We start from the raw sequence: 17,538 nt of genomic DNA on the forward strand, positions 1-17,538 counted from the left end.
GTGCGGAATCCCCGCGTTGGCGGGGATTCCGCTGTTTCCGGGGTTCCTCCTTCTGTCTACTTCAGGGTCAGCGGGAAGCTTTGGCCGATCAGGTCGAAGGCCTTGTGTTGGATGGGGGTGGGCACGGCCAGGGTGGGGATCAGGGGCGCGGTCTCCTCGGCGCCGTAGCGGATCTCGTTGCGGGTCAGGGTTCCCAGGTGGTCCAGCAGGGACCGGAAGCTGTGGGCGGGGTGTCCGTCTGGGGTGGTGCGCCGGCTTGCTTTGGTCTGCGCTGCGGCCGATCGTTTTGCGGGGGCGACGGGGTTCTCCGGTTCGGGGCGGTTTTCGTCGGTGAACGTCAGGGGTGCCCAGGCCCGGCGGAGGTGCCAGGTGAGGTAGGCGGCGAGCATGCAGATGAATACGTGGGCGCGGACCCGGGTTTCGGTGTGGTGGTGGATCGGGCGCAGGTCCAGGTCGATGGCCTTGATGGAGCGGAAGTCGCGTTCGACGTTGGCCAGGGACTTGTAGGTCGCGACGACTTGTCCGGCGTCCATGTGGGTGTCCTGGATGGTGGTGCGGATGATGTAGATTCCGTCCAGGGCCGCCTCGGCGGCGATTTGTTCCTCGTTGCGGGCGTACGCGAACGAGGTGTCGCCGATGGTCAGGGTGTAGTGCTTTTCCATCTTGTATCTGCCGACGACCTTGCCGGCGCGCACGCCGATCTTCCCGGCGTCTTTGAGCCGCCCGGCTTCGGCGGCGGCGGTGATTTTGGCCAGCTCCGTGTCGGTGGCTGCGAGCAGTGCGGTGCGTTTGCGGGCCCGTTCGGCGGCCAGGAGCGGGTTGCGGCAGGCGATGAGGCGTTCGCCCGGGTAGTCCGGGTGGGCGATCTCGGCCAGGTCCTGCTCGTCGAACAGGCTCATCTGCAGGGGCCCGTCGTCGGCGGCCAGGGCCTGGATGGCGGGGGCGCGCAGCGCGGTGACCCAGCCCAGTCCGCCGAGTTCCTTGAGCTGTTCGATCCGGGCGGAGGTGATCATGCCGCGGTCTCCGACCATCACCATGTCCGCCAGGCCGTAGCGGGTTTTGAAGTCCTTGGCGAGGGCCTCGAACGCGGCCGGGTCCGCGGTGTTCCCGGGCACGACACGCACCGAGACCGGCCGGCCCTCGGGGTCGGTGAGCAGACCGTACTCGATCTGCTCCAGACCTTTCTTCCCGTCGCGGGAGTAGCCGCGGGCCGCGAGCGGGCACTTGTGCCCGGTGACCCAGGACGAGGACAGGTCGAACAACGCGAGCCGGTCCGGGTTGGCCTCCGGGGACAGATGCCTTTTCGCCAGCGCCTTCTCGATGGTTTCCTGCCGGCCTGCGAGCCAGTCCATCGCGGCGTAGACCTCATCGGTCGTGGCGCCGGCGACTCCGAGGTCTTCGGCGAGGGTTGTGTCGGCCCACCAGCGGGTGGTCGCCAGCTTCGAACCGGGTCTGCAGACCCGGGCGATCACCAGGGCCAGGGCCAGGTCCCGCTGCCCGCAGGCCGGGCCGAGCAGAGCGGGAATGCCGAGGGCTTTGGCCTGGGCGAAGACCGCGGCGACGTGGCCGTGCGGCAGGGACCGGGTGATGGTGGCCACGGCGTCCGCGGGCACCAGGTGCCGGCCCTTGAGCCCGGCGTCGATGAAGTCGACCACATGCCCGGGCAGGGCCGAAAGGTTCGCGACCGTTTCGTTGCGGACCTTCCCGCCCTCGCGGTAGGTCCGGCGCAGGTACGCCGACCGGTATACGCGCTCCTGGCCATGCTTGTCCGTATGGGACTTCACAACTCTGACTACATGAACCGCGCCGCCTCGCTTCATCATAACAACATTTTAGAGTGCTTTTCCCTCACATTCGGGAAAGACACGACAACTATTCTGACTACGCGAAACCGTATAAAACGGGCCCCCCGCCCGGAAACTCAACGAATCCGGGCGAGAGACCCACGTAACTTCCGCCTAGCAGTACTTTGTTAGGTTGATACGCGTTGTGGGGTCTGCGGTGGGGGCAGTATCCGAGCCAGGCGGCAAGAACTTGTTGGAGCTCTTTGAGGATGCCGTAGAGGCTCAGGCTGCCGCAGGTGCTTTTGGGCGGGTGAGCCACAGCCGGGTGATGAACGGGTGTGCTGCGGTGACGAGGGTGACGTGGCGGTGCCAGCCGGGAGGGTTCTGCCTTCGAAGTGGGCCAGGCCAGGCCCGGTTTTGAGTTCGGGGTAGTCGTGCTCGATACGCCACCGCATTTTGGCCGGACCAGGGTCTTGGGGTGTGTGTCGGCGGGCAGGGAAGAGAGCCCGTAATCGGTCGGTTCGGCTGCGCCGGCCGGCCATTCGCAGATCATCCATTCATCGGGCAGCGGGCCGCCGGATGCGCACGGTGAGGAACTTCGATGTCATCGAGGGGAGCCGGTTACCCGGGCCGGTTTTGTTGCCCCTGCGCCAGGTGCCTTGCCCCCAACGGCGGGGAACGCAGACCAGCGGTCCTGGCCGGAGCCTTCGGGAAATATCCGGACATCGCAGCCACCTCAACGAGTTCGGCCGGACAGCCTGGCCGGGGGTACGCATCTGTGCCGCAGTGTGGAGCGAGCCGGCCGAGAATCCGTGGGCCATCACCATTATGGGGCGATTGGCCGGCATGTGGAGCTGCTGCCACCTCCTCCGGGCGCACCGGGACTGTTCCGCTGCGCAGCCGCGGGTTTTATGGGGAAAGCCTTCGCCGAGGCTGGGCTCACAGACATCGCGGAAGAGGAAGTAACCACAGACACGGTCCTGAACTACCGGAGAGGTACTGGGAGGTCATGACAGAGATCGCTGCCCCGGGGCTGGCCCGGGCTGACCGCTCCGGCCGGGAGCGCATCCGCGCCGAGGTCCTGGACCTGGCCCGGAAGCATATACACGACGGCGCCGGCAGACTCGCATCCACGGTCACGATTGTGGTGGGAAGCAGAGCTCAGGCGCCACCGCGCACACCGGCAGCGCGCCCGGGCCGGACTCGGACTCTTCGCCGGCGACTCGATGGCTTGCGGGCACGCCCGCGGAGGAGAATGTCCTCAACACGTTGAAGGAGCTCCCCATGGCAATGAACCTGACGTCCCGCCACCTCTTCGGCCCCGGGCCGGGCAATTGCTATCCGGAAGTGACCGCGGCATTGGCACATCCCGTGATCGGGCACCTGGATCCGGTGTTCATCGAGCGGCTGGACAACACCTGCGGAGGCCTCCGGAAGGTGTGGGGGACGGCCAACGCCAGGACCCTGCCGCTGAGCGCCACCGGGTCCGGGGGCATGGAAGCGGCGTTCGTGAACACCGTGGAGGACGGTGACGTGGCCGTGGTCGCGGTCAACGGGCTCTTCGGTGAGCGCATGTGCGAAGTGGCCCGCCGCTGCGGTGCCGTGGTGGTGAGGGTGGATCACCGGTGGGGCCAGCCTGTCGACGTCGAACGCGTCCTCGAAGCGCACCCGCATCCCAAGGTGATCGCGGCGGTGCATGCCGAGACCTCCACGGGCGTGTTGTCCGATGTCGCCCCGCTGGGGCGCATGAAGGGCGACGCCCTGCTGATTGTTGACGCCGTGACGTCCATAGGCGGGCTGGAGCTGCTCGCCGACGACTGGGGGATCGACGTCGGCTATGCCGGAACGCAAAAGTGCCTGGGTGTGCCGCCCGGGTTGTCCCCGTTCACCGTGTCCGACCGTGCGTTTGAGCGGCGGGTCAAGGATCCACGGTCATGGTACCTGGACATCGGCCTTCTCGGGGGGTACGCAGGGGCCGCGAGCGGCAGCGGCAGGACGTACCACCACACCGCTCCGGTCACCATGATCGCGGGGCTCGAGGCGGCCCTGGACCGGATCCTGAACGAGGGGCTCGAGACCGTTTGGGCACGCCACCGGGCAGCCGGGGCAGCCTTGCAGGCGGGGCTGCAGGAGCTGGGGCTGACGCTCTTCGCCGCGGAAGGGCACCGGTTGCCGAGCCTCACCACCGTGAACGTGCCCGACGGCGTTGATTCGGCTGCCGTCCGCCGTTACCTTTTGGAGAACTTCAGTATTGAGATCGGGGCCGGGGTGGGCACGTTCGCGTCAACGGTCTGGCGGATCGGCACCATGGGCCCAAATGCGGACAAGGCAACCGTGACCCTGGTGCTCGGGGCGCTTGAAGAGGCCATGGCGAAGGCCTGAATGCGGTTCCCCTTCCTGTGGACGCTCCCTCACCTTTCAAGAAGCGGGGAGGCTACTAGAGGTGGCGCAGGTAGCTGGCGGGGGCGTCGAGGAAGTCTTTCCAATTCGTCACCGGATCCAGGTCCTCCCACTCTTCGGCGCGGAGCCCCCACTCACCCACTTCATAGATGCGGGCCCCTGGCAACGAGGCCAGAAGCGGTGAGTGCGTGGAGAGGATGACTTGGGAACTCCTCGTGGCCGGCAGCTCCTTCAGGATGCCCAGAAGCGCCAGGCATCCGGAAAACGGGAGGGCTGATTCCGGCTCGCCCGACACCCACAGCCCCTGGGCCCCGGAATCTGTCCGGAGCCAGGCCCGGGAACGATTCACCGTGGGACATCTCCGCGCGTAGGAAGTAGCCCCGCTGTGTGGCACTGACGTTCTTCACAAACTGCAGATGGTCGTGGAGCCCGGCACGGTCGTTGCAACTCCCAAAAGAAGTCTGGGTGTTGCAACTGTGACCGCCAGAACATAATCGGAATAGGGGCCTCAACGGTTCGTTCGCGCTTGGAGGTCAGTTCTGGCACATCTCATCCGAGATCGCCTGGGCTGCTTCCCGCAGCAGCGGCACGGCCCGCTCGGCAAAGGACTGGTCCACGCGGGACACGGGCCCGGATACGGAAATGGCCGTCGGTGTGGGCGCGTTGGGGACCGCCATGGCGAAGCAGCGCACGCCGAGCTCCTGCTCCTCCTCATCGATGGAGTAGCCGCGTTCGCGGATCAGGTTCAGGTCCAGGAGGAGGGAGTCGATGTCGCCGATGCTCTTTGGCGTGGGCGTGGGCATCCCTCTGCGGCCGACAATTCCGCGGACCACTTCGTCGTCCAGCTGGGCCAGGATGGCCTTTCCGACGCCGGTGGCGTGCGTATGGGCGCGGCGGCCCACCTCGGTGAACATCCGCATGGAGTGCAGGGACGGGACCTGGGCCACGTAGATGACCATGTCCGAATCCAGCACGGCCATGTTGGCGGTCTCTCCCAGCCGGTCCACCAGTGACTTGAGCTGCGGCCGGGCCAGGGCACCGAGCTGCTTGTTGGCGCCTTCGCCAAGCCGGATCAGTCGGGGGCCCAGTGCGTAGCGGCGGTTGGGCAGCTGGCGGATGTAGCCCAGCGTGACCAGGGTGCGCAGCAGGCGGTGGATGGTGGGCAGCGGCAAATCTGTGGAGGAGGAAAGCTCACTGAGCGTGACGTCGCCACCGGCATCAGTTATCAGTTCCAGAAGTTCAAAGACGCGCTCAACGGACTGCACGCCTCCGCGGGCTTTTTCAGCCATAACGTGGTCTCCTGCTGGCTCGGTCCGACAACTCTTATCCACATCGTGAAAGAAGGCTTGGGATCCAAAAATATAGCACCGCTATGGCCCGTCAACCCCCGCCGAGGGTTGTATTTCCATTCCATAATACGAAAACATATATGTAGATCGTAGGCTCAAGGATGAGCCCTATCAGGAGGACATTCAATGGCGCACCCGAGCCCCGGAAATTCGATCACCTTGCGCGTGGAGGCACCATCCAGCGTCACGGCCACCAGCGAGCTTGCCGCTGCCGTGGGAGCCGCTGGCGCGGCCCTCACCGCTCTGGACGTCACCGAGTCCCACCACGAGACCCTGGTTGTTGACGTCACCTGCAACACCACCGACGACGACCACGCCAACCGCGTCAAGGATGCCCTCAACGCGCTCGACGGCGTCAAGGTCCGCCACGTTTCGGACCGCACCTTCCTCATGCACCTCGGCGGCAAGCTCGAGGTCGTCCCCAAAGTGACCCTGCGCAACCGCGACGATCTCTCCCGCGCCTACACTCCCGGCGTCGCGCGCGTCTGCCTGGCCATCGCCGAGGACCCGGCAGCCGCCCGGAACCTGACCATCAAGCGGAACACCATCGCTGTGGTCACCGACGGCTCGGCCGTCCTGGGCCTGGGCAACATCGGCCCCGCAGCTGCGCTTCCCGTCATGGAAGGCAAGGCTGCCCTGTTCAAGCAGTTCGCCAACGTCGATGCCTGGCCGGTCTGCCTGGACACCCAGGACACCGAGGAAATCATCATGATCGTCAAGGCCCTGGCCCCCGTCTACGGCGGCGTGAACCTTGAGGACATTGCGGCCCCGCGCTGCTTCGAAATCGAGAACCGGCTCCGCGCGGAACTCGACATCCCGGTCTTCCACGATGACCAGCACGGCACGGCGATCGTCACCCTTGCGGCGCTGACCAACGCCCTGCGCGTGGTCGGCAAGAAGCTCGCCGAGGTCCGCATTGTGGTGTCCGGCGTGGGCGCGGCTGGTTCGGCGATCATCCAGCTGCTCAAGGCGCAGGGCGCGCGGCACATCGTGGCCGCCGGCCGCTCCGGAGCCATCCACTCCGGCGAGGAGTACAGCGATGATCACCGCAGCTGGATCGCCGCGAACACCAATGAAGAGGGTTTCTCCGGAAGCCTGCACGAGGCACTCAAGGGCGCAGATGTGTTTATCGGTGTCAGCGCCCCGAATGTGATCGGCGAGGAGCAGGTGGCCTCCATGGCCAAGGACGCCATTGTGTTTGCCATGGCCAACCCCACGCCGGAAATCGACCCCGTCGTGGCGTCCCGGCACGCCGCCGTCGTGGCCACCGGACGCAGCGACTTCCCCAACCAGATCAACAACGTCCTTGCCTTCCCAGGGTTCTTCCGCGGGCTCCTGGATGCCGGCGCATCCGACATAACACCCGAGATGCTGGTGGCCGCCGCCGAGGCAATTGCCAACCGGGTAGCTGACGACGAGCTCAATGCCAGTTACATTATCCCCAGCGTCTTCGATCCGCATGTTGCCGCCGACGTCGCCGCCGCCGTGGCTGCTGCCGCAGCTTCAAGCGCAGCCTCCGCCGTTTAGCAAGGGACCCGGAACATGGCTATCACCGTCACAGACCCCCGGCCGATTGACCGTGCGGAGGAAATACTTTCCCCCAAGGCACTGGCCTTTGTGGAGGAACTCCACAAGCGTTTCGCCGGCACCCGCAGGGAGCTGCTGGCCGCCCGCGGCGTCAAACGCCAGCGGGCCGCCGATACCGGCAAGCTGGATTTCCTGCCGGAAACGCAGGACGTGCGCAACGGGGACTGGAAAGTTGCGCCGGCACCGGCGGCTTTGCAGGACCGCCGGGTCGAAATGACCGGCCCTGCCACTCCGGCCAAGATGGCGATCAACGCGCTGAACTCCGGCGCCAAGGTCTGGCTCGCTGACCTGGAGGATGCCAGCACCCCCACGTGGGCCAACGTCATCGATGCCCTCCTGAACCTTCGTGACGCCGCCACCGGCAGACTCAGTTACACCTCACCCGAAGGTAAGGAGTACACGCTCCGCACAGATGCTCCGCTGGCTGTTGTGGTGGCCCGGCCCCGTGGCTGGCACATGCCGGAAAAGCACCTGCTGATCGACGGCGAACCCGCCGTGGGGGCGCTGGTGGACTTCGGGCTGCACTTCTTCCACACCGCCAAGCAGCTGGTCATGAATGGCCAGGGCCCGTACTACTACCTGCCCAAGATGGAGAGCCACCTCGAGGCGCGTCTGTGGAATGACGTGTTTGTGTTCGCGCAGGATTTCCTGGGCCTCGGGCAGGGTACGGTCCGCGCCACGGTGCTGATCGAGACCATCCCGGCCGCTTTTGAGATGGACGAAATCCTCTACGAGCTGCGCGACCATGCGGCCGGCCTGAACGCCGGCCGTTGGGACTACCTGTTCAGCATCATCAAGTACTTCCGCGACGCCGGCGAGGACTTTGTGCTGCCGGACCGTGCCACGGTGGCCATGACTGCACCGTTCATGCGCGCCTACACGGAGCTGCTCGTCAAGACCTGCCACCGCCGCGGGGCCTTTGCCATGGGCGGCATGGCCGCGGTCATCCCCAACCGGCGCCACCCCGAGGTCACCGAGGCGGCCTTCGAGAAGGTCCGCGCCGACAAGACCCGCGAGGCCAACGACGGCTTCGACGGCTCGTGGGTTGCCCACCCGGACCTGGTCCCCACGTGCCGGGAAGCGTTCGGCGCGGTGCTGGGCGATCCGGAAAAGGGAGGGCGCCCGAACCAGCTGGACAAGCAGCGCCCCGAAGTTTCGGTCACCGCCGGGCAGCTCCTGGACATTGCCTCGGCCAAGGGCCAGGTCACCGAAGCCGGACTGCGTCTGAACCTGTACGTCGCCATCGCCTACACCGCGGTATGGCTGTCCGGCACCGGTGCGGTGGCCATCCACAACCTCATGGAGGACGCCGCTACCGCCGAGATCTCCCGCTCCCAGGTATGGCAGCAGATCCGCAACAAGTCGGTGCTCGCCGACACGGGCAACACCGCGACCCGCGAGCTGGTGGAACGCATCCTGGGCGAGGAAACCGAGCGCCTGCGGACCGAGTTCGGCGACGAAGCCTTCCGCCGCTACTACGAGCCGGCCAGCAAGCTGATCGCGGAGATCTGCCTCTCCGAGGAGTACACGGACTTCCTCACCACCCCGGCGTACGAACTGGTGGGCTGAGGCATGGCAGCATCCCAGGCCCGCTCCGGTCCCCGGTCACAGCTGACGCCGTCGCTGTCCGGAGCCGACCTGGCCCGGATCGACGCGCAGCTCGTGGCCACAGACCGGCTGCTGGAGCAGAACTACCCCGGCGACGACGGATCCCGCCAGCCCGTTCACACCGTCTATGTCCCGGCGGACCGGTTCACGCCCACGTTCGCGGCCGACTGGGGCGCCCAGGCGCTCACGACGGCGGCGGCCCACGGGGGACTGGCCCGTCTGGGCGAGCTGCTGGGCCAGGACGCCGAGCTGGCTTCCGCCGTCGCATCCCGTGTGGAAGGCAAGCTGGGCAGCGAGCCCATCGAGGATCTCCGGCTGGACTTCGAGGACGGCTACGGGGACAGGGGCGACGACGCCGAGGACGCCGCCGCTGTTGCCGCGGCCTCCGCCGTGGCGACAGCCGTCGCTGCCGGTACCGCGCCGCCCTTCATCGGCATCCGTTTCAAGTGCTTCGAGGCGCCGACCCGGGCCCGCGGCCTGCGCACCCTGGACCTGTTTGTGTCCGGGCTGGCTGCTGCCGGCGAGCTTCCGGACGGGCTGATCCTCACGCTGCCCAAGGTCACCACAGTGGCACAGGTGCAGGCCATGGACTACGCCGTGTCCCGTCTTGAAGAGATCCATTCGCTGCCGCACGGGCGGCTCAGGTTTGAAGTGCAGGTGGAAACACCCCAGCTCATCCTGGGCCCGGAGGGAACCTCACCGGTAGCCCAACTGCCGCACGTCGTCCCGGGCCGGATCAGCGGTCTGCACTACGGAACGTATGACTATTCGGCCTCCCTGCAGATCTCCGCCGAGTACCAGTCCATGGAACACCCGGTAGCCGACTTCGCCAAGGAAGTCATGCAGTTGGCTGTCGCCGGCACGGGCATCCGCCTCTCCGACGGCTCCACCAACATCATCCCGGTGGGCGATGGCGTTGAGAATGCCTGGGCTATCCATGGCTGGCTGGTCCGCCGCTCGCTGGAGCGGGGCTACTACCAGGGCTGGGACCTGCACCCGGCCCAGCTGCCCAGCCGTTTCGCGGCGACGTACGCGTTTTACCGGCAGGGTCTTCCGGCCGCTGCGGCCCGTCTGCGAAACTACGTGGAGCGCACCGAGGGCGGGGTCATGGACGAGCCGGCCACCGCCCGGGCCCTGGCAGCGTTCGTGCTGCGCGGCGTCCAGTGCGGCGCTGTTGGTGCCGACGAAGTCCAGGCGCTTGCCGGCGTCGGAGTTCCGCAGCTGACCGCACTGGCCCACCCGAGGCTGGCCACCCCTTCCAACTCTCTTAAGTAAGGATCTACCTGATGGGCAAGTACTACACTCCCAAAGGCGGCCTGCCACCGCAGACCCACCTCACTACTGAGCGTGCCATCGTCACGGAAGCCTATACGGTCATCCCCAAAGGTGTTATGACCGACATCGTGACCAGCAACCTGCCGGGATTCTCCAACACCCGCTCCTGGATCATCGCCCGCCCCATCTCCGGGTTCGCCACCACCTTCTCCCAGCTGATCGTGGAGATCGGCCCGGGCGGCGGCGCGCCCAAGGCGGAATTTGAAGCAGGCGTTGAAGGGGTCATCTTCGTCACCAAGGGCAAGGTCAACCTGACCCTTGACGGTGAACTGCACCAGCTCGAGGAAGGCGGCTACGCCTACATTGCTGCCGGCGCACAGTGGGGCCTGGAAAACGTCTCGGACGACGTCGTGTCCTTCCACTGGATCCGCAAAGCCTACGAGCGGCTCGAAGGCTACGAGGCGAAATCCTTCGTCACGAGTGACCAGGAAGTCGAGCCGGGCGAAATGCCGGATGTCGAAGGCGTCTGGAAGACCACGCGGTTCGCGGACCCCAACGACCTGGCCCACGATATGCACGTGAACATTGTGACGTTCAAGCCGGGCGGTGTGATCCCGTTCCCCGAAACCCACGTCATGGAACACGGCCTGTACGTCCTGGAGGGCAAGGCGATGTACCTGCTCAACAATGACTGGGTGGAGGTGGAGGCAGGCGACTTCATGTGGCTGCGCGCCTTCTGCCCGCAGGCCTGCTACGCCGGCGGGCCCGGCAACTTCCGCTACCTGCTCTACAAGGACGTCAACCGCCAGATCCGCCTGACGTAGCACTGAAAATAAACACAAACTCCTCCCGCTGAATACCTGATACCCAGCGGAGTCCCTCATCGGTCCAGGATCAACCCGAAGTCTGAGAGCTTCGACAGGGCCGTCGCCATCCATGCAATGACTGGCTAAAGTCAGTGGAACAAGATGTGAAGTTGACACAGCATCTCAACCCATCAGCTTCTATTGTCAAATCCATGCTTTCAGCATCCGCATTATGAATCTGAAGGAGCTCAGGAGAAATCGCGATGACGTACACAGTGAACTGCTCCATCCTGCTGACGGAACTGCCGCTCCTGGAGCGTCCCGCAGCGGCAAAGGCTGCCGGCTTTGACGCCGTGGAATTCTGGTGGCCCTTCGACACCTCCGTCCCGGCCGACGCGGACGTAACGAAGTTCGAGCGCGCCATCACCGACGCCGGCGTTCAGCTCACCGGCTTGAACTTCAACGCGGGCAACATGCCGGCAGGCGACCGCGGCCTGGTCTCCTGGCCCGCTCGGACCACGGAATTCCTGGACAACATCGACGTCGTCGCAGGAATCGGCGAACGCCTCGGCTGCAAGGCCTTCAATGCCCTATACGGCAACCGGGTGGACGGCGAATCCGCAGAAAAGCAGGACGCCATCGGCGCCGAAAACCTCGCGGCTGCGGCTGCCGGAGTGGCCCGCATCGGCGGCACCGTTCTCCTCGAACCCGTCAGCGGCGCCCCCCGGTACCCGCTGCTCACGGCACAGGATGCGCTCTCGGTGATCGCCCGTGTCAAGGAAGAATCCGGCGCCGATAACATCAGGCTTCTCGCAGACTTCTACCACCTGACGGTCAACGGGGACGATGTGGCAGCCGTCATCGAAAAGCACGCCAAGGACTTCGGCCACATCCAGATCGCCGACAACCCCGGCCGCGGGGCTCCCGGAACCGGTGAGCTTCCCCTCGGTGGATGGATCGCCCGCAGCCGCGAACTCGGCTACACGGGCTACATCGGCCTCGAATACAAAGAACCGGCGGAAACAGCCTTCGCATGGGCCTTCCGCGAGGGCGTCTCCAACTGAATATCCCATTCTCGCTAAAGCCAGCCAGCAGCTGAAGCAGACTCAAGTAAGGAGCCACAATGAGCAACGTTGCAGTCATCGGACTCGGAATCATGGGCCTGCCCATGGCCGTCAACCTGGTCAAGGCCGGCCACACCGTCACCGGCTTCAACCGCAGCCAGGACAAGATCGACGCACTCGTTTCCGAGGGCGGCCGGGGCGCCACGAGCATCGCGGACGCCGTCAAGGACGCCGACGTCGTGATCACCATGGTCCCTGACTCCCCCGACGTCGAAGGCGTCGTCAGCGGCCCGGACGGCCTCTTCGCCAACGCCCGGCAGGGCACCCTGTGGATCGACGCGAGCAGCATCCGCCCCGACGTGGCCAAGCGGCTGGCAGACGATGCCCAGGCTGCCGGCATCCGGGCCCTGGACGCCCCGGTCTCCGGCGGCGAGCAGGGCGCCATCGACGCAGCGCTCTCCATCATGGTGGGCGGCGAACCAGCAGACTTCGAGGCAGCACAGGACGTCCTCAACGCGGTCGGAAAAACCATCGTCCATGTTGGCCCGGCCGGCTCCGGCCAGACCGTCAAGGCAGCCAACCAGCTGATCGTCGCGGTCAATATCGAGGTCCTGGGCGAGGCGATCGCCTTCCTCGAGGCCTACGGCGTGGACACCGACGCAGCCTTGAAGGTCCTGGGCGGCGGGCTTGCCGGTTCCAAGGTCCTGGACCAGAAGGGCCAGAAGATGCTGGACCGCAACTTCGAGCCCGGCTTCCGCCTCGCCCTGCACCACAAGGACCTGGGCATCGTCACCTCCGCAGCCCGCGAGGCCCACGTCGCCGTCCCCCTCGGCGCCGTCGTCGCACAGCTCGTCGCCGCCGCCGTCAACCAGGGCGACGGCGGCCTCGACCACTCCGGGCTCTTCAAGCAGGTCCTCCAGCTTTCCGGCCGTAAATAAAGCACCGCAAGAAAGCACCTCAGGCTAACCGCCGGACAAAGCGAACCAGGCCAGCGCGGCGTCACACGTCTTGGCGCAGGCTCTCCCGAAGAGACCCGGCACGGGCCGGTACCGGGCACCGCAAACAGAATTCTCAATCAAGGAGTACACCATGACGAAGATGCGCACCGTAGACGCTGCCGTCGCCATCCTGGAAAAGGAGGGCGCCACCGAGGCGTTCGGCCTGCCAGGCGCGGCGATCAACCCGTTCTACTCGGCAATGAGGGCCCACGGCGGCATCCGCCACACCCTGGCCCGCCACGTTGAAGGCGCCAGCCACATGGCGGACGGGTACTCCCGGGCAAAGGATGGCAACATCGGCATCTGCGTCGGCACTTCCGGCCCCGCCGGCACGGACATGATTACCGGGCTGTATGCCGCCTGGGCGGACTCGATCCCGATGCTCTGCATCACCGGCCAGGCCCCCGTGGCCAAGCTGCACAAGGAAGACTTCCAGGCCGTGGACATCGAGTCCATCGCCAAGCCCGTCACCAAGATGGCCATGACCATCCTGGAACCCGGCCAGATCCCCGGCGCCTTCCAGAAGGCCTTCCAGCTCATGCGCTCCGGCCGCCCCGGCCCGGTGCTGCTGGACCTGCCCTTTGATGTGCAGATGGCCGAGATCGAATTCGACATCGACACCTACGAGCCCCTCCCGGTGGAAAAGCCCAGGGCCAGCCGCAAGCAACTGGACAAGGCGCTGGACATGCTCACCGCTGCCACGCACCCGCTGATCGTGGCCGGCGGCGGCATCATCAACGCCGGCGCCTCCGCGCAGCTGGTGGAACTGGCCGAGCTGCTCAACGTTCCGGTCATCCCCACCCTGATGGGCTGGGGCTCCATCCCGGACGACCATCGCCTGATGGCCGGCATGGTGGGCCTGCAGACCTCGCACCGCTACGGCAACGAGACCATGCTCGCCTCCGATTTCGTGATCGGCATCGGCAACCGCTGGGCCAACCGCCACACCGGCGGCCTGGACACCTACACGGCCGGCCGCACGTTCGTGCACATCGACATCGAGCCGACGCAGATCGGCCGCGTGTTCTCGCCCGACCTGGGCATCGCCTCCGACGCCGGCGCGGCGCTGGAGGGCCTGCTGGAACTGGCCCGCGAACGACAGGCCGCCGGGTCCCTGCCGGACTACACCGGCTGGGTCGCCGAATGCGTCCAGCGCAAGGGTTCCCTGCAGCGCAAGACGCACTTCGAAAACATCCCCATCAAACCGCAGCGCGTGTACGAGGAAATGAACCGCTCCTTCGGCAGGGACACCACCTATGTGTCCACCATCGGCCTGTCCCAGATCGCCGGCGCCCAGCTGCTGCACGTCTTCGGGCCGCGCAAGTGGATCAACGCCGGCCAGGCCGGCCCGCTGGGCTGGACCGGCCCGGCCGCCCTGGGTGTGGTGCGCGGCAAGCCGGATGAGACCGTGGTTGCGCTGTCCGGTGACTACGACTTCCAGTTCATGATCGAGGAGCTGGCCGCGGGCGCGCAGTTCAAGCTGCCGTACATCCACGTGGTGGTGAACAACTCCTACCTGGGCCTGATCCGCCAGTCCCAGCGCGGTTTCGAGATGGAACAGAACGTGTCCCTGGCCTTCGATAACATCAATTCCCCCGAGACCAACGGCTACGGCGTGGACCACATCAAGGTGGCCGAAGGCCTCGGCTGCAAGGCCATCCGGGTTGAAGACCCCAACGATCTGGCCGCCGCGTTCGACAAGGCCAAGGCACTCATGAGCGAGTTCCACGTTCCGGTCGTGGTGGAAGTGATCCTGGAAAAGATCACCAACATCTCCATGGGTGTTGAAATCAACGCCGTGACGGAGTTCGAGGACCTGGCAGAGCAGGGCCAGGATGCACCCACCGCGATCATCGCACTGCTGGACTAGCTCCATGAGAGGATGCGCCGTCATGCGCGTTGTCATTGCCCCCGACAAGTTCAAGGGCTCACTCTCCGCCCCGGCCGTTGCCCGGCACCTGGAGGCCGGGCTGCAGGCCGGCTACGCCGTCCACACCGAAGTCCCGGCCGGCAGCAGCCTCGAAGTGACTGGCCTTGAGGTAATCCGGATTCCCGTGGCCGACGGCGGCGAGGGCACCCTGGATGCCGCCGTCGGCTCCGGCTTCACCCGCCGGAGCGCCACGGTCAGCGGCCCTACCGGGCAGCCGCTCCGGGCCGAGTTTGCGGTCCGCGGACGCGAGGCCGTGATTGAAATGGCGGCCGCGTCCGGGCTCGCCGTCCTCCCCGGCAGCGTCCCGGACTCCTCGAGCTCCACCGGCGCCACCAGCCTGGGCACCGGGGAACTGATCCGGGCAGCGCTCGACGCCGGGTGCCGGCAGATCATCCTCGGTGTCGGCGGGAGCGCCAACACCGACGGCGGCGCAGGGGTCCTGCAGGGGCTCGGCGCCAGGCTGCTCGACGCCGACGGCAATGATCTGCCGCCCGGCGGCGCTGCTCTGGCCAGGCTGGCCGGCATTGATTTCTCCGGCTTCGACGTCCGGGTGGAAGAGACACGCTTTGTGCTGGCCAGCGACGTGGACAACCCGCTGCTGGGCCCCGAGGGCGCGGCCGCGATCTTCGGCCCGCAGAAGGGCGCCTCCCCCGCGGACGTCGAAACCCTCGACGCCGGCCTGGCCAACTTCGTGCAGGTCTTGGCCGGCGAAATCGGTCCCCTGGCCGAGCGCGCCGCGCACGAACCGGGCGCCGGCGCGGCAGGCGGCGTGGGCTACGCCGCCATCGCCGTACTGGCCGCGACCCGCAGGCCCGGCATCGATGTCGTGCTTGAATTCACGGGACTGGCCGACCGGCTGGCCGGCGCCGATCTGGTGATCACCGGCGAGGGGAGCCTGGACGAGCAAAGCCTGCTGGGCAAGACACCGATGGGTGTTGCCCGGGCAGCCGGACGCTCCGGCGTGCCCGTCATCGCCGTCTGCGGGCGCAGCACGCTGAGCCGGGAGCAGCTCAAAAAGTCCGGATTTCAACAGGTCTATGCCTTGACGGATCTGGAAAGCAATGTAGACAGATGTATAGCCGAAGCGGGACCGCTTCTTGAACAGCTGGGCAGGCAAATCGGCGCGCAGCTCTCGGGAAACGCCGACACCAAGGAGGACCTCCATGTCTGAAGAAACCTACGATCTGGTCATCCGGGGCCAGCGCATCCTCACCACCGCAGGCATCGCCGCGCGTGAAGTGGGCGTGCGGGGCGGCGTGATCGTGGCGATCGAGCCGCTGGGCAACGGGCTGCAGGGCACCGAGGTCATCGAACTGGCTGAGGACGAGACCCTCATCCCCGGCCTGGTGGACACCCACGTCCACGTCAACGAGCCGGGCCGCACCGAGTGGGAGGGCTTCGCGTCCGCCACCAGGGCCGCGGCGGCAGGCGGCGTGACCACCATCATCGACATGCCGCTGAACAGCATCCCGCCCACCACCACCGTCGACGCCCTCCGGCTCAAGCGCAGCGTGGCCGCGGACCAAGCGTTCGTGGACGTCGGGTTCTGGGGCGGCGCCATCCCCGGCAACAAGAAGGACCTGCGCGGGCTGCACGATGAAGGCGTGTTCGGTTTCAAGTGCTTCCTGCTGCATTCCGGCGTGGACGAGTTCCCGCACCTGGACGCGGACGAGATGGAGGAAGACATGGCCGAGCTCAAGTCCTTCGATTCGCTCATGATCGTCCACGCCGAGGACTCGCACGCCATCGACCACGCACCCCATCCCGGCGGTGACCACTACTCCACGTTCCTGGCCTCCCGCCCCCGCGGCGCCGAGAACAAGGCCGTCGCCGAGGTCATCGAACGCGCCCGCTGGACCGGTGCGCGCGCGCACATCCTGCACCTTTCCTCCTCCGATGCCCTTCCCATGATCGCCACCGCCAAACGCGACGGCGTCCACCTCACCGTGGAAACCTGCCCCCACTACCTCACGCTCATGGCCGAGGAAATCCCCAACGGCGCCACCGCCTACAAGTGCTGCCCGCCCATCCGCGAGGCCTCCAACCGGGAGCTTCTCTGGAAGGGCCTGCAGGACGGCACCATCGACTGCATCGTCTCGGACCATTCCCCGTCCACGCTGGACCTCAAAGACCTTGAAAACGGCGACTTCGCCGTGGCCTGGGGCGGGGTGTCCTCCCTGCAGCTCGGGCTGTCCCTGATCTGGACCGAAGCCCGGCACCGCGGCATCGCCCTGGAGCAGGTACTGGAGTGGATGTCCACCCGGCCGGCGCAACTGGCGCGGCTGGTGCGTAAAGGCCAGCTGGCCCTGGGCTACGACGCGGACTTCTCGGTCTTCGCCCCTGATGAGGCCTACGTGGTGGACGTCTCCAAACTCAAGCACAAAAACCCCATCACCCCCTACGCGGGAAAAACCCTCTCCGGGGTGGTCCGCAAGACCTACCTGCGCGGCACCGTCGTGGACGGTAAAACGCCCACAGGCAAACTCCTGCGCAGGGGCCACAGCTAACACAACGCAGCCAACTCGGGACTAGCCAGTGCGTCCAATCCGGCGGCGGCGAAACGGTCAGCAGCCGTGGGGCATATTCTTCTGAGCGTTCGTAGAAGGTGTGCCGGCCCTGGCAGTTTTCGAACGGGCCGTGGCTGGGAGAACAGGATGCGGGAGTTGCTGTCCCAGTGTTGGATCCACCAGGCCGACACTGCGTCGTCGGTGACGGCCTGCCGGTAGGCGGCGTGCAG

Annotated in this window: 14 protein-coding genes and 1 pseudogene; 10 read left to right on the forward strand and 5 right to left on the reverse strand. The window is 66.4% G+C overall.

Annotated features, from left to right (window positions below):
• Nucleotides 1–56: 56 nt before the first annotated feature.
• Nucleotides 57–1,823 carry an IS1634 family transposase gene (locus ACQCSZ_RS25515; protein ID WP_427008752.1) on the reverse strand — a complete coding sequence of 589 codons (1,767 nt, stop codon included), beginning with the start codon at nt 1,821–1,823 and terminating at the stop codon, nt 57–59.
• A 243-nt stretch (nt 1,824–2,066) separates the two neighbouring features.
• Nucleotides 2,067–2,440: pseudogene (locus tag ACQCSZ_RS25520) on the reverse strand (IS701 family transposase); the annotation flags it as partial.
• A gap of 634 nt (nt 2,441–3,074) precedes the next feature.
• On the opposite strand from ACQCSZ_RS25520, the gene ACQCSZ_RS25525 reads away from it, so the two are divergent.
• Complete coding sequence (locus tag ACQCSZ_RS25525) at nt 3,075–4,166, forward strand: pyridoxal-phosphate-dependent aminotransferase family protein (protein ID WP_427008798.1); 1,092 nt, start codon at nt 3,075–3,077, stop codon at nt 4,164–4,166.
• Nucleotides 4,167–4,221: 55 nt separating this feature from the next.
• On the opposite strand, the gene ACQCSZ_RS25530 is transcribed toward ACQCSZ_RS25525, so the two are convergent.
• Both ACQCSZ_RS25530 and ACQCSZ_RS25535 read right to left on the reverse strand, forming a co-directional pair.
• Nucleotides 4,222–4,479 carry a hypothetical protein gene (locus tag ACQCSZ_RS25530; RefSeq protein WP_427008753.1) on the reverse strand — a complete coding sequence of 86 codons (258 nt, stop codon included), beginning with the start codon at nt 4,477–4,479 and terminating at the stop codon, nt 4,222–4,224.
• 238 nt (nt 4,480–4,717) lie between these two features.
• Nucleotides 4,718–5,473: an IclR family transcriptional regulator gene (locus tag ACQCSZ_RS25535; RefSeq protein WP_427008754.1), complete on the reverse strand. Its 756-nt coding sequence runs from the start codon at nt 5,471–5,473 to the stop codon at nt 4,718–4,720.
• A 186-nt stretch (nt 5,474–5,659) separates the two neighbouring features.
• Here ACQCSZ_RS25535 and ACQCSZ_RS25540 point away from each other — a divergent pair, with 186 nt between their 5' ends.
• From ACQCSZ_RS25540 to allB, 9 genes are all read left to right on the forward strand, one after another.
• Complete coding sequence (locus ACQCSZ_RS25540; RefSeq protein WP_427008755.1) at nt 5,660–7,060, forward strand: NAD-dependent malic enzyme; 1,401 nt, start codon at nt 5,660–5,662, stop codon at nt 7,058–7,060.
• 15 nt (nt 7,061–7,075) lie between these two features.
• Nucleotides 7,076–8,689 (forward strand): malate synthase A, encoded by a 1,614-nt coding sequence (gene aceB / locus ACQCSZ_RS25545; RefSeq protein WP_427008756.1) that lies wholly within the window; start codon nt 7,076–7,078, stop codon nt 8,687–8,689.
• 3 nt (nt 8,690–8,692) lie between these two features.
• Entirely contained in the window at nt 8,693–10,003 is a 1,311-nt protein-coding gene (locus ACQCSZ_RS25550) for a DUF6986 family protein (protein WP_427008757.1), read from the forward strand.
• An 11-nt stretch (nt 10,004–10,014) separates the two neighbouring features.
• Nucleotides 10,015–10,827 carry a bifunctional allantoicase/(S)-ureidoglycine aminohydrolase gene (locus ACQCSZ_RS25555; RefSeq protein ID WP_427008758.1) on the forward strand — a complete coding sequence of 271 codons (813 nt, stop codon included), beginning with the start codon at nt 10,015–10,017 and terminating at the stop codon, nt 10,825–10,827.
• Between the two features lie 245 nt (nt 10,828–11,072).
• Nucleotides 11,073–11,873 (forward strand): hydroxypyruvate isomerase family protein, encoded by an 801-nt coding sequence (locus ACQCSZ_RS25560; RefSeq protein ID WP_427008759.1) that lies wholly within the window; start codon nt 11,073–11,075, stop codon nt 11,871–11,873.
• A 59-nt stretch (nt 11,874–11,932) separates the two neighbouring features.
• Nucleotides 11,933–12,811: a 2-hydroxy-3-oxopropionate reductase gene (locus ACQCSZ_RS25565; protein ID WP_427008760.1), complete on the forward strand. Its 879-nt coding sequence runs from the start codon at nt 11,933–11,935 to the stop codon at nt 12,809–12,811.
• A 151-nt stretch (nt 12,812–12,962) separates the two neighbouring features.
• Complete coding sequence (gcl, locus tag ACQCSZ_RS25570; RefSeq protein ID WP_427008761.1) at nt 12,963–14,741, forward strand: glyoxylate carboligase; 1,779 nt, start codon at nt 12,963–12,965, stop codon at nt 14,739–14,741.
• A 22-nt stretch (nt 14,742–14,763) separates the two neighbouring features.
• The gene (locus ACQCSZ_RS25575) at nt 14,764–15,972 is read left to right on the forward strand and encodes a glycerate kinase (protein ID WP_427008762.1); all 1,209 of its coding nucleotides are present in this window, start codon (nt 14,764–14,766) and stop codon (nt 15,970–15,972) included.
• A complete protein-coding gene (gene allB / locus ACQCSZ_RS25580) occupies nt 15,965–17,308 on the forward strand; it encodes an allantoinase AllB (protein ID WP_427008763.1) in 1,344 nt (447 codons plus the stop codon). Before ACQCSZ_RS25575 ends, allB begins: the two co-directional genes overlap by 8 nt.
• Here allB and ACQCSZ_RS25585 read toward each other — a convergent pair.
• The gene (locus ACQCSZ_RS25585) at nt 17,305–17,538 is read right to left on the reverse strand and encodes a hypothetical protein (protein WP_427008799.1); all 234 of its coding nucleotides are present in this window, start codon (nt 17,536–17,538) and stop codon (nt 17,305–17,307) included. The two genes, allB and ACQCSZ_RS25585, sit on opposite strands and share 4 nt — an antisense overlap.

The organism is Pseudarthrobacter sp. H2, from assembly GCF_050157045.1.
Taxonomy (GTDB): domain Bacteria; phylum Actinomycetota; class Actinomycetes; order Actinomycetales; family Micrococcaceae; genus Arthrobacter.

Bases quoted from the DNA above. Each gene is read 5' to 3' on its own strand.
- ACQCSZ_RS25525 (WP_427008798.1), top strand. From the start codon at position 3,075: ATGAACCTGACGTCCCGCCACCTCTTCGGCCCCGGGCCGGGCAATTGC.
- ACQCSZ_RS25565 (WP_427008760.1), top strand. From the start codon at position 11,933: ATGAGCAACGTTGCAGTCATCGGACTCGGAATCATGGGCCTGCCCATG.
- ACQCSZ_RS25555 (WP_427008758.1), top strand. From the start codon at position 10,015: ATGGGCAAGTACTACACTCCCAAAGGCGGCCTGCCACCGCAGACCCAC.
- allB (WP_427008763.1), top strand. From the start codon at position 15,965: ATGTCTGAAGAAACCTACGATCTGGTCATCCGGGGCCAGCGCATCCTC.
- ACQCSZ_RS25535 (WP_427008754.1), bottom strand. From the start codon at position 5,473: ATGGCTGAAAAAGCCCGCGGAGGCGTGCAGTCCGTTGAGCGCGTCTTT.
- ACQCSZ_RS25560 (WP_427008759.1), top strand. From the start codon at position 11,073: ATGACGTACACAGTGAACTGCTCCATCCTGCTGACGGAACTGCCGCTC.
- ACQCSZ_RS25515 (WP_427008752.1), bottom strand. From the start codon at position 1,823: ATGATGAAGCGAGGCGGCGCGGTTCATGTAGTCAGAGTTGTGAAGTCC.
- ACQCSZ_RS25575 (WP_427008762.1), top strand. From the start codon at position 14,764: ATGCGCGTTGTCATTGCCCCCGACAAGTTCAAGGGCTCACTCTCCGCC.
- gcl (WP_427008761.1), top strand. From the start codon at position 12,963: ATGACGAAGATGCGCACCGTAGACGCTGCCGTCGCCATCCTGGAAAAG.
- aceB (WP_427008756.1), top strand. From the start codon at position 7,076: ATGGCTATCACCGTCACAGACCCCCGGCCGATTGACCGTGCGGAGGAA.
- ACQCSZ_RS25550 (WP_427008757.1), top strand. From the start codon at position 8,693: ATGGCAGCATCCCAGGCCCGCTCCGGTCCCCGGTCACAGCTGACGCCG.
- ACQCSZ_RS25540 (WP_427008755.1), top strand. From the start codon at position 5,660: ATGGCGCACCCGAGCCCCGGAAATTCGATCACCTTGCGCGTGGAGGCA.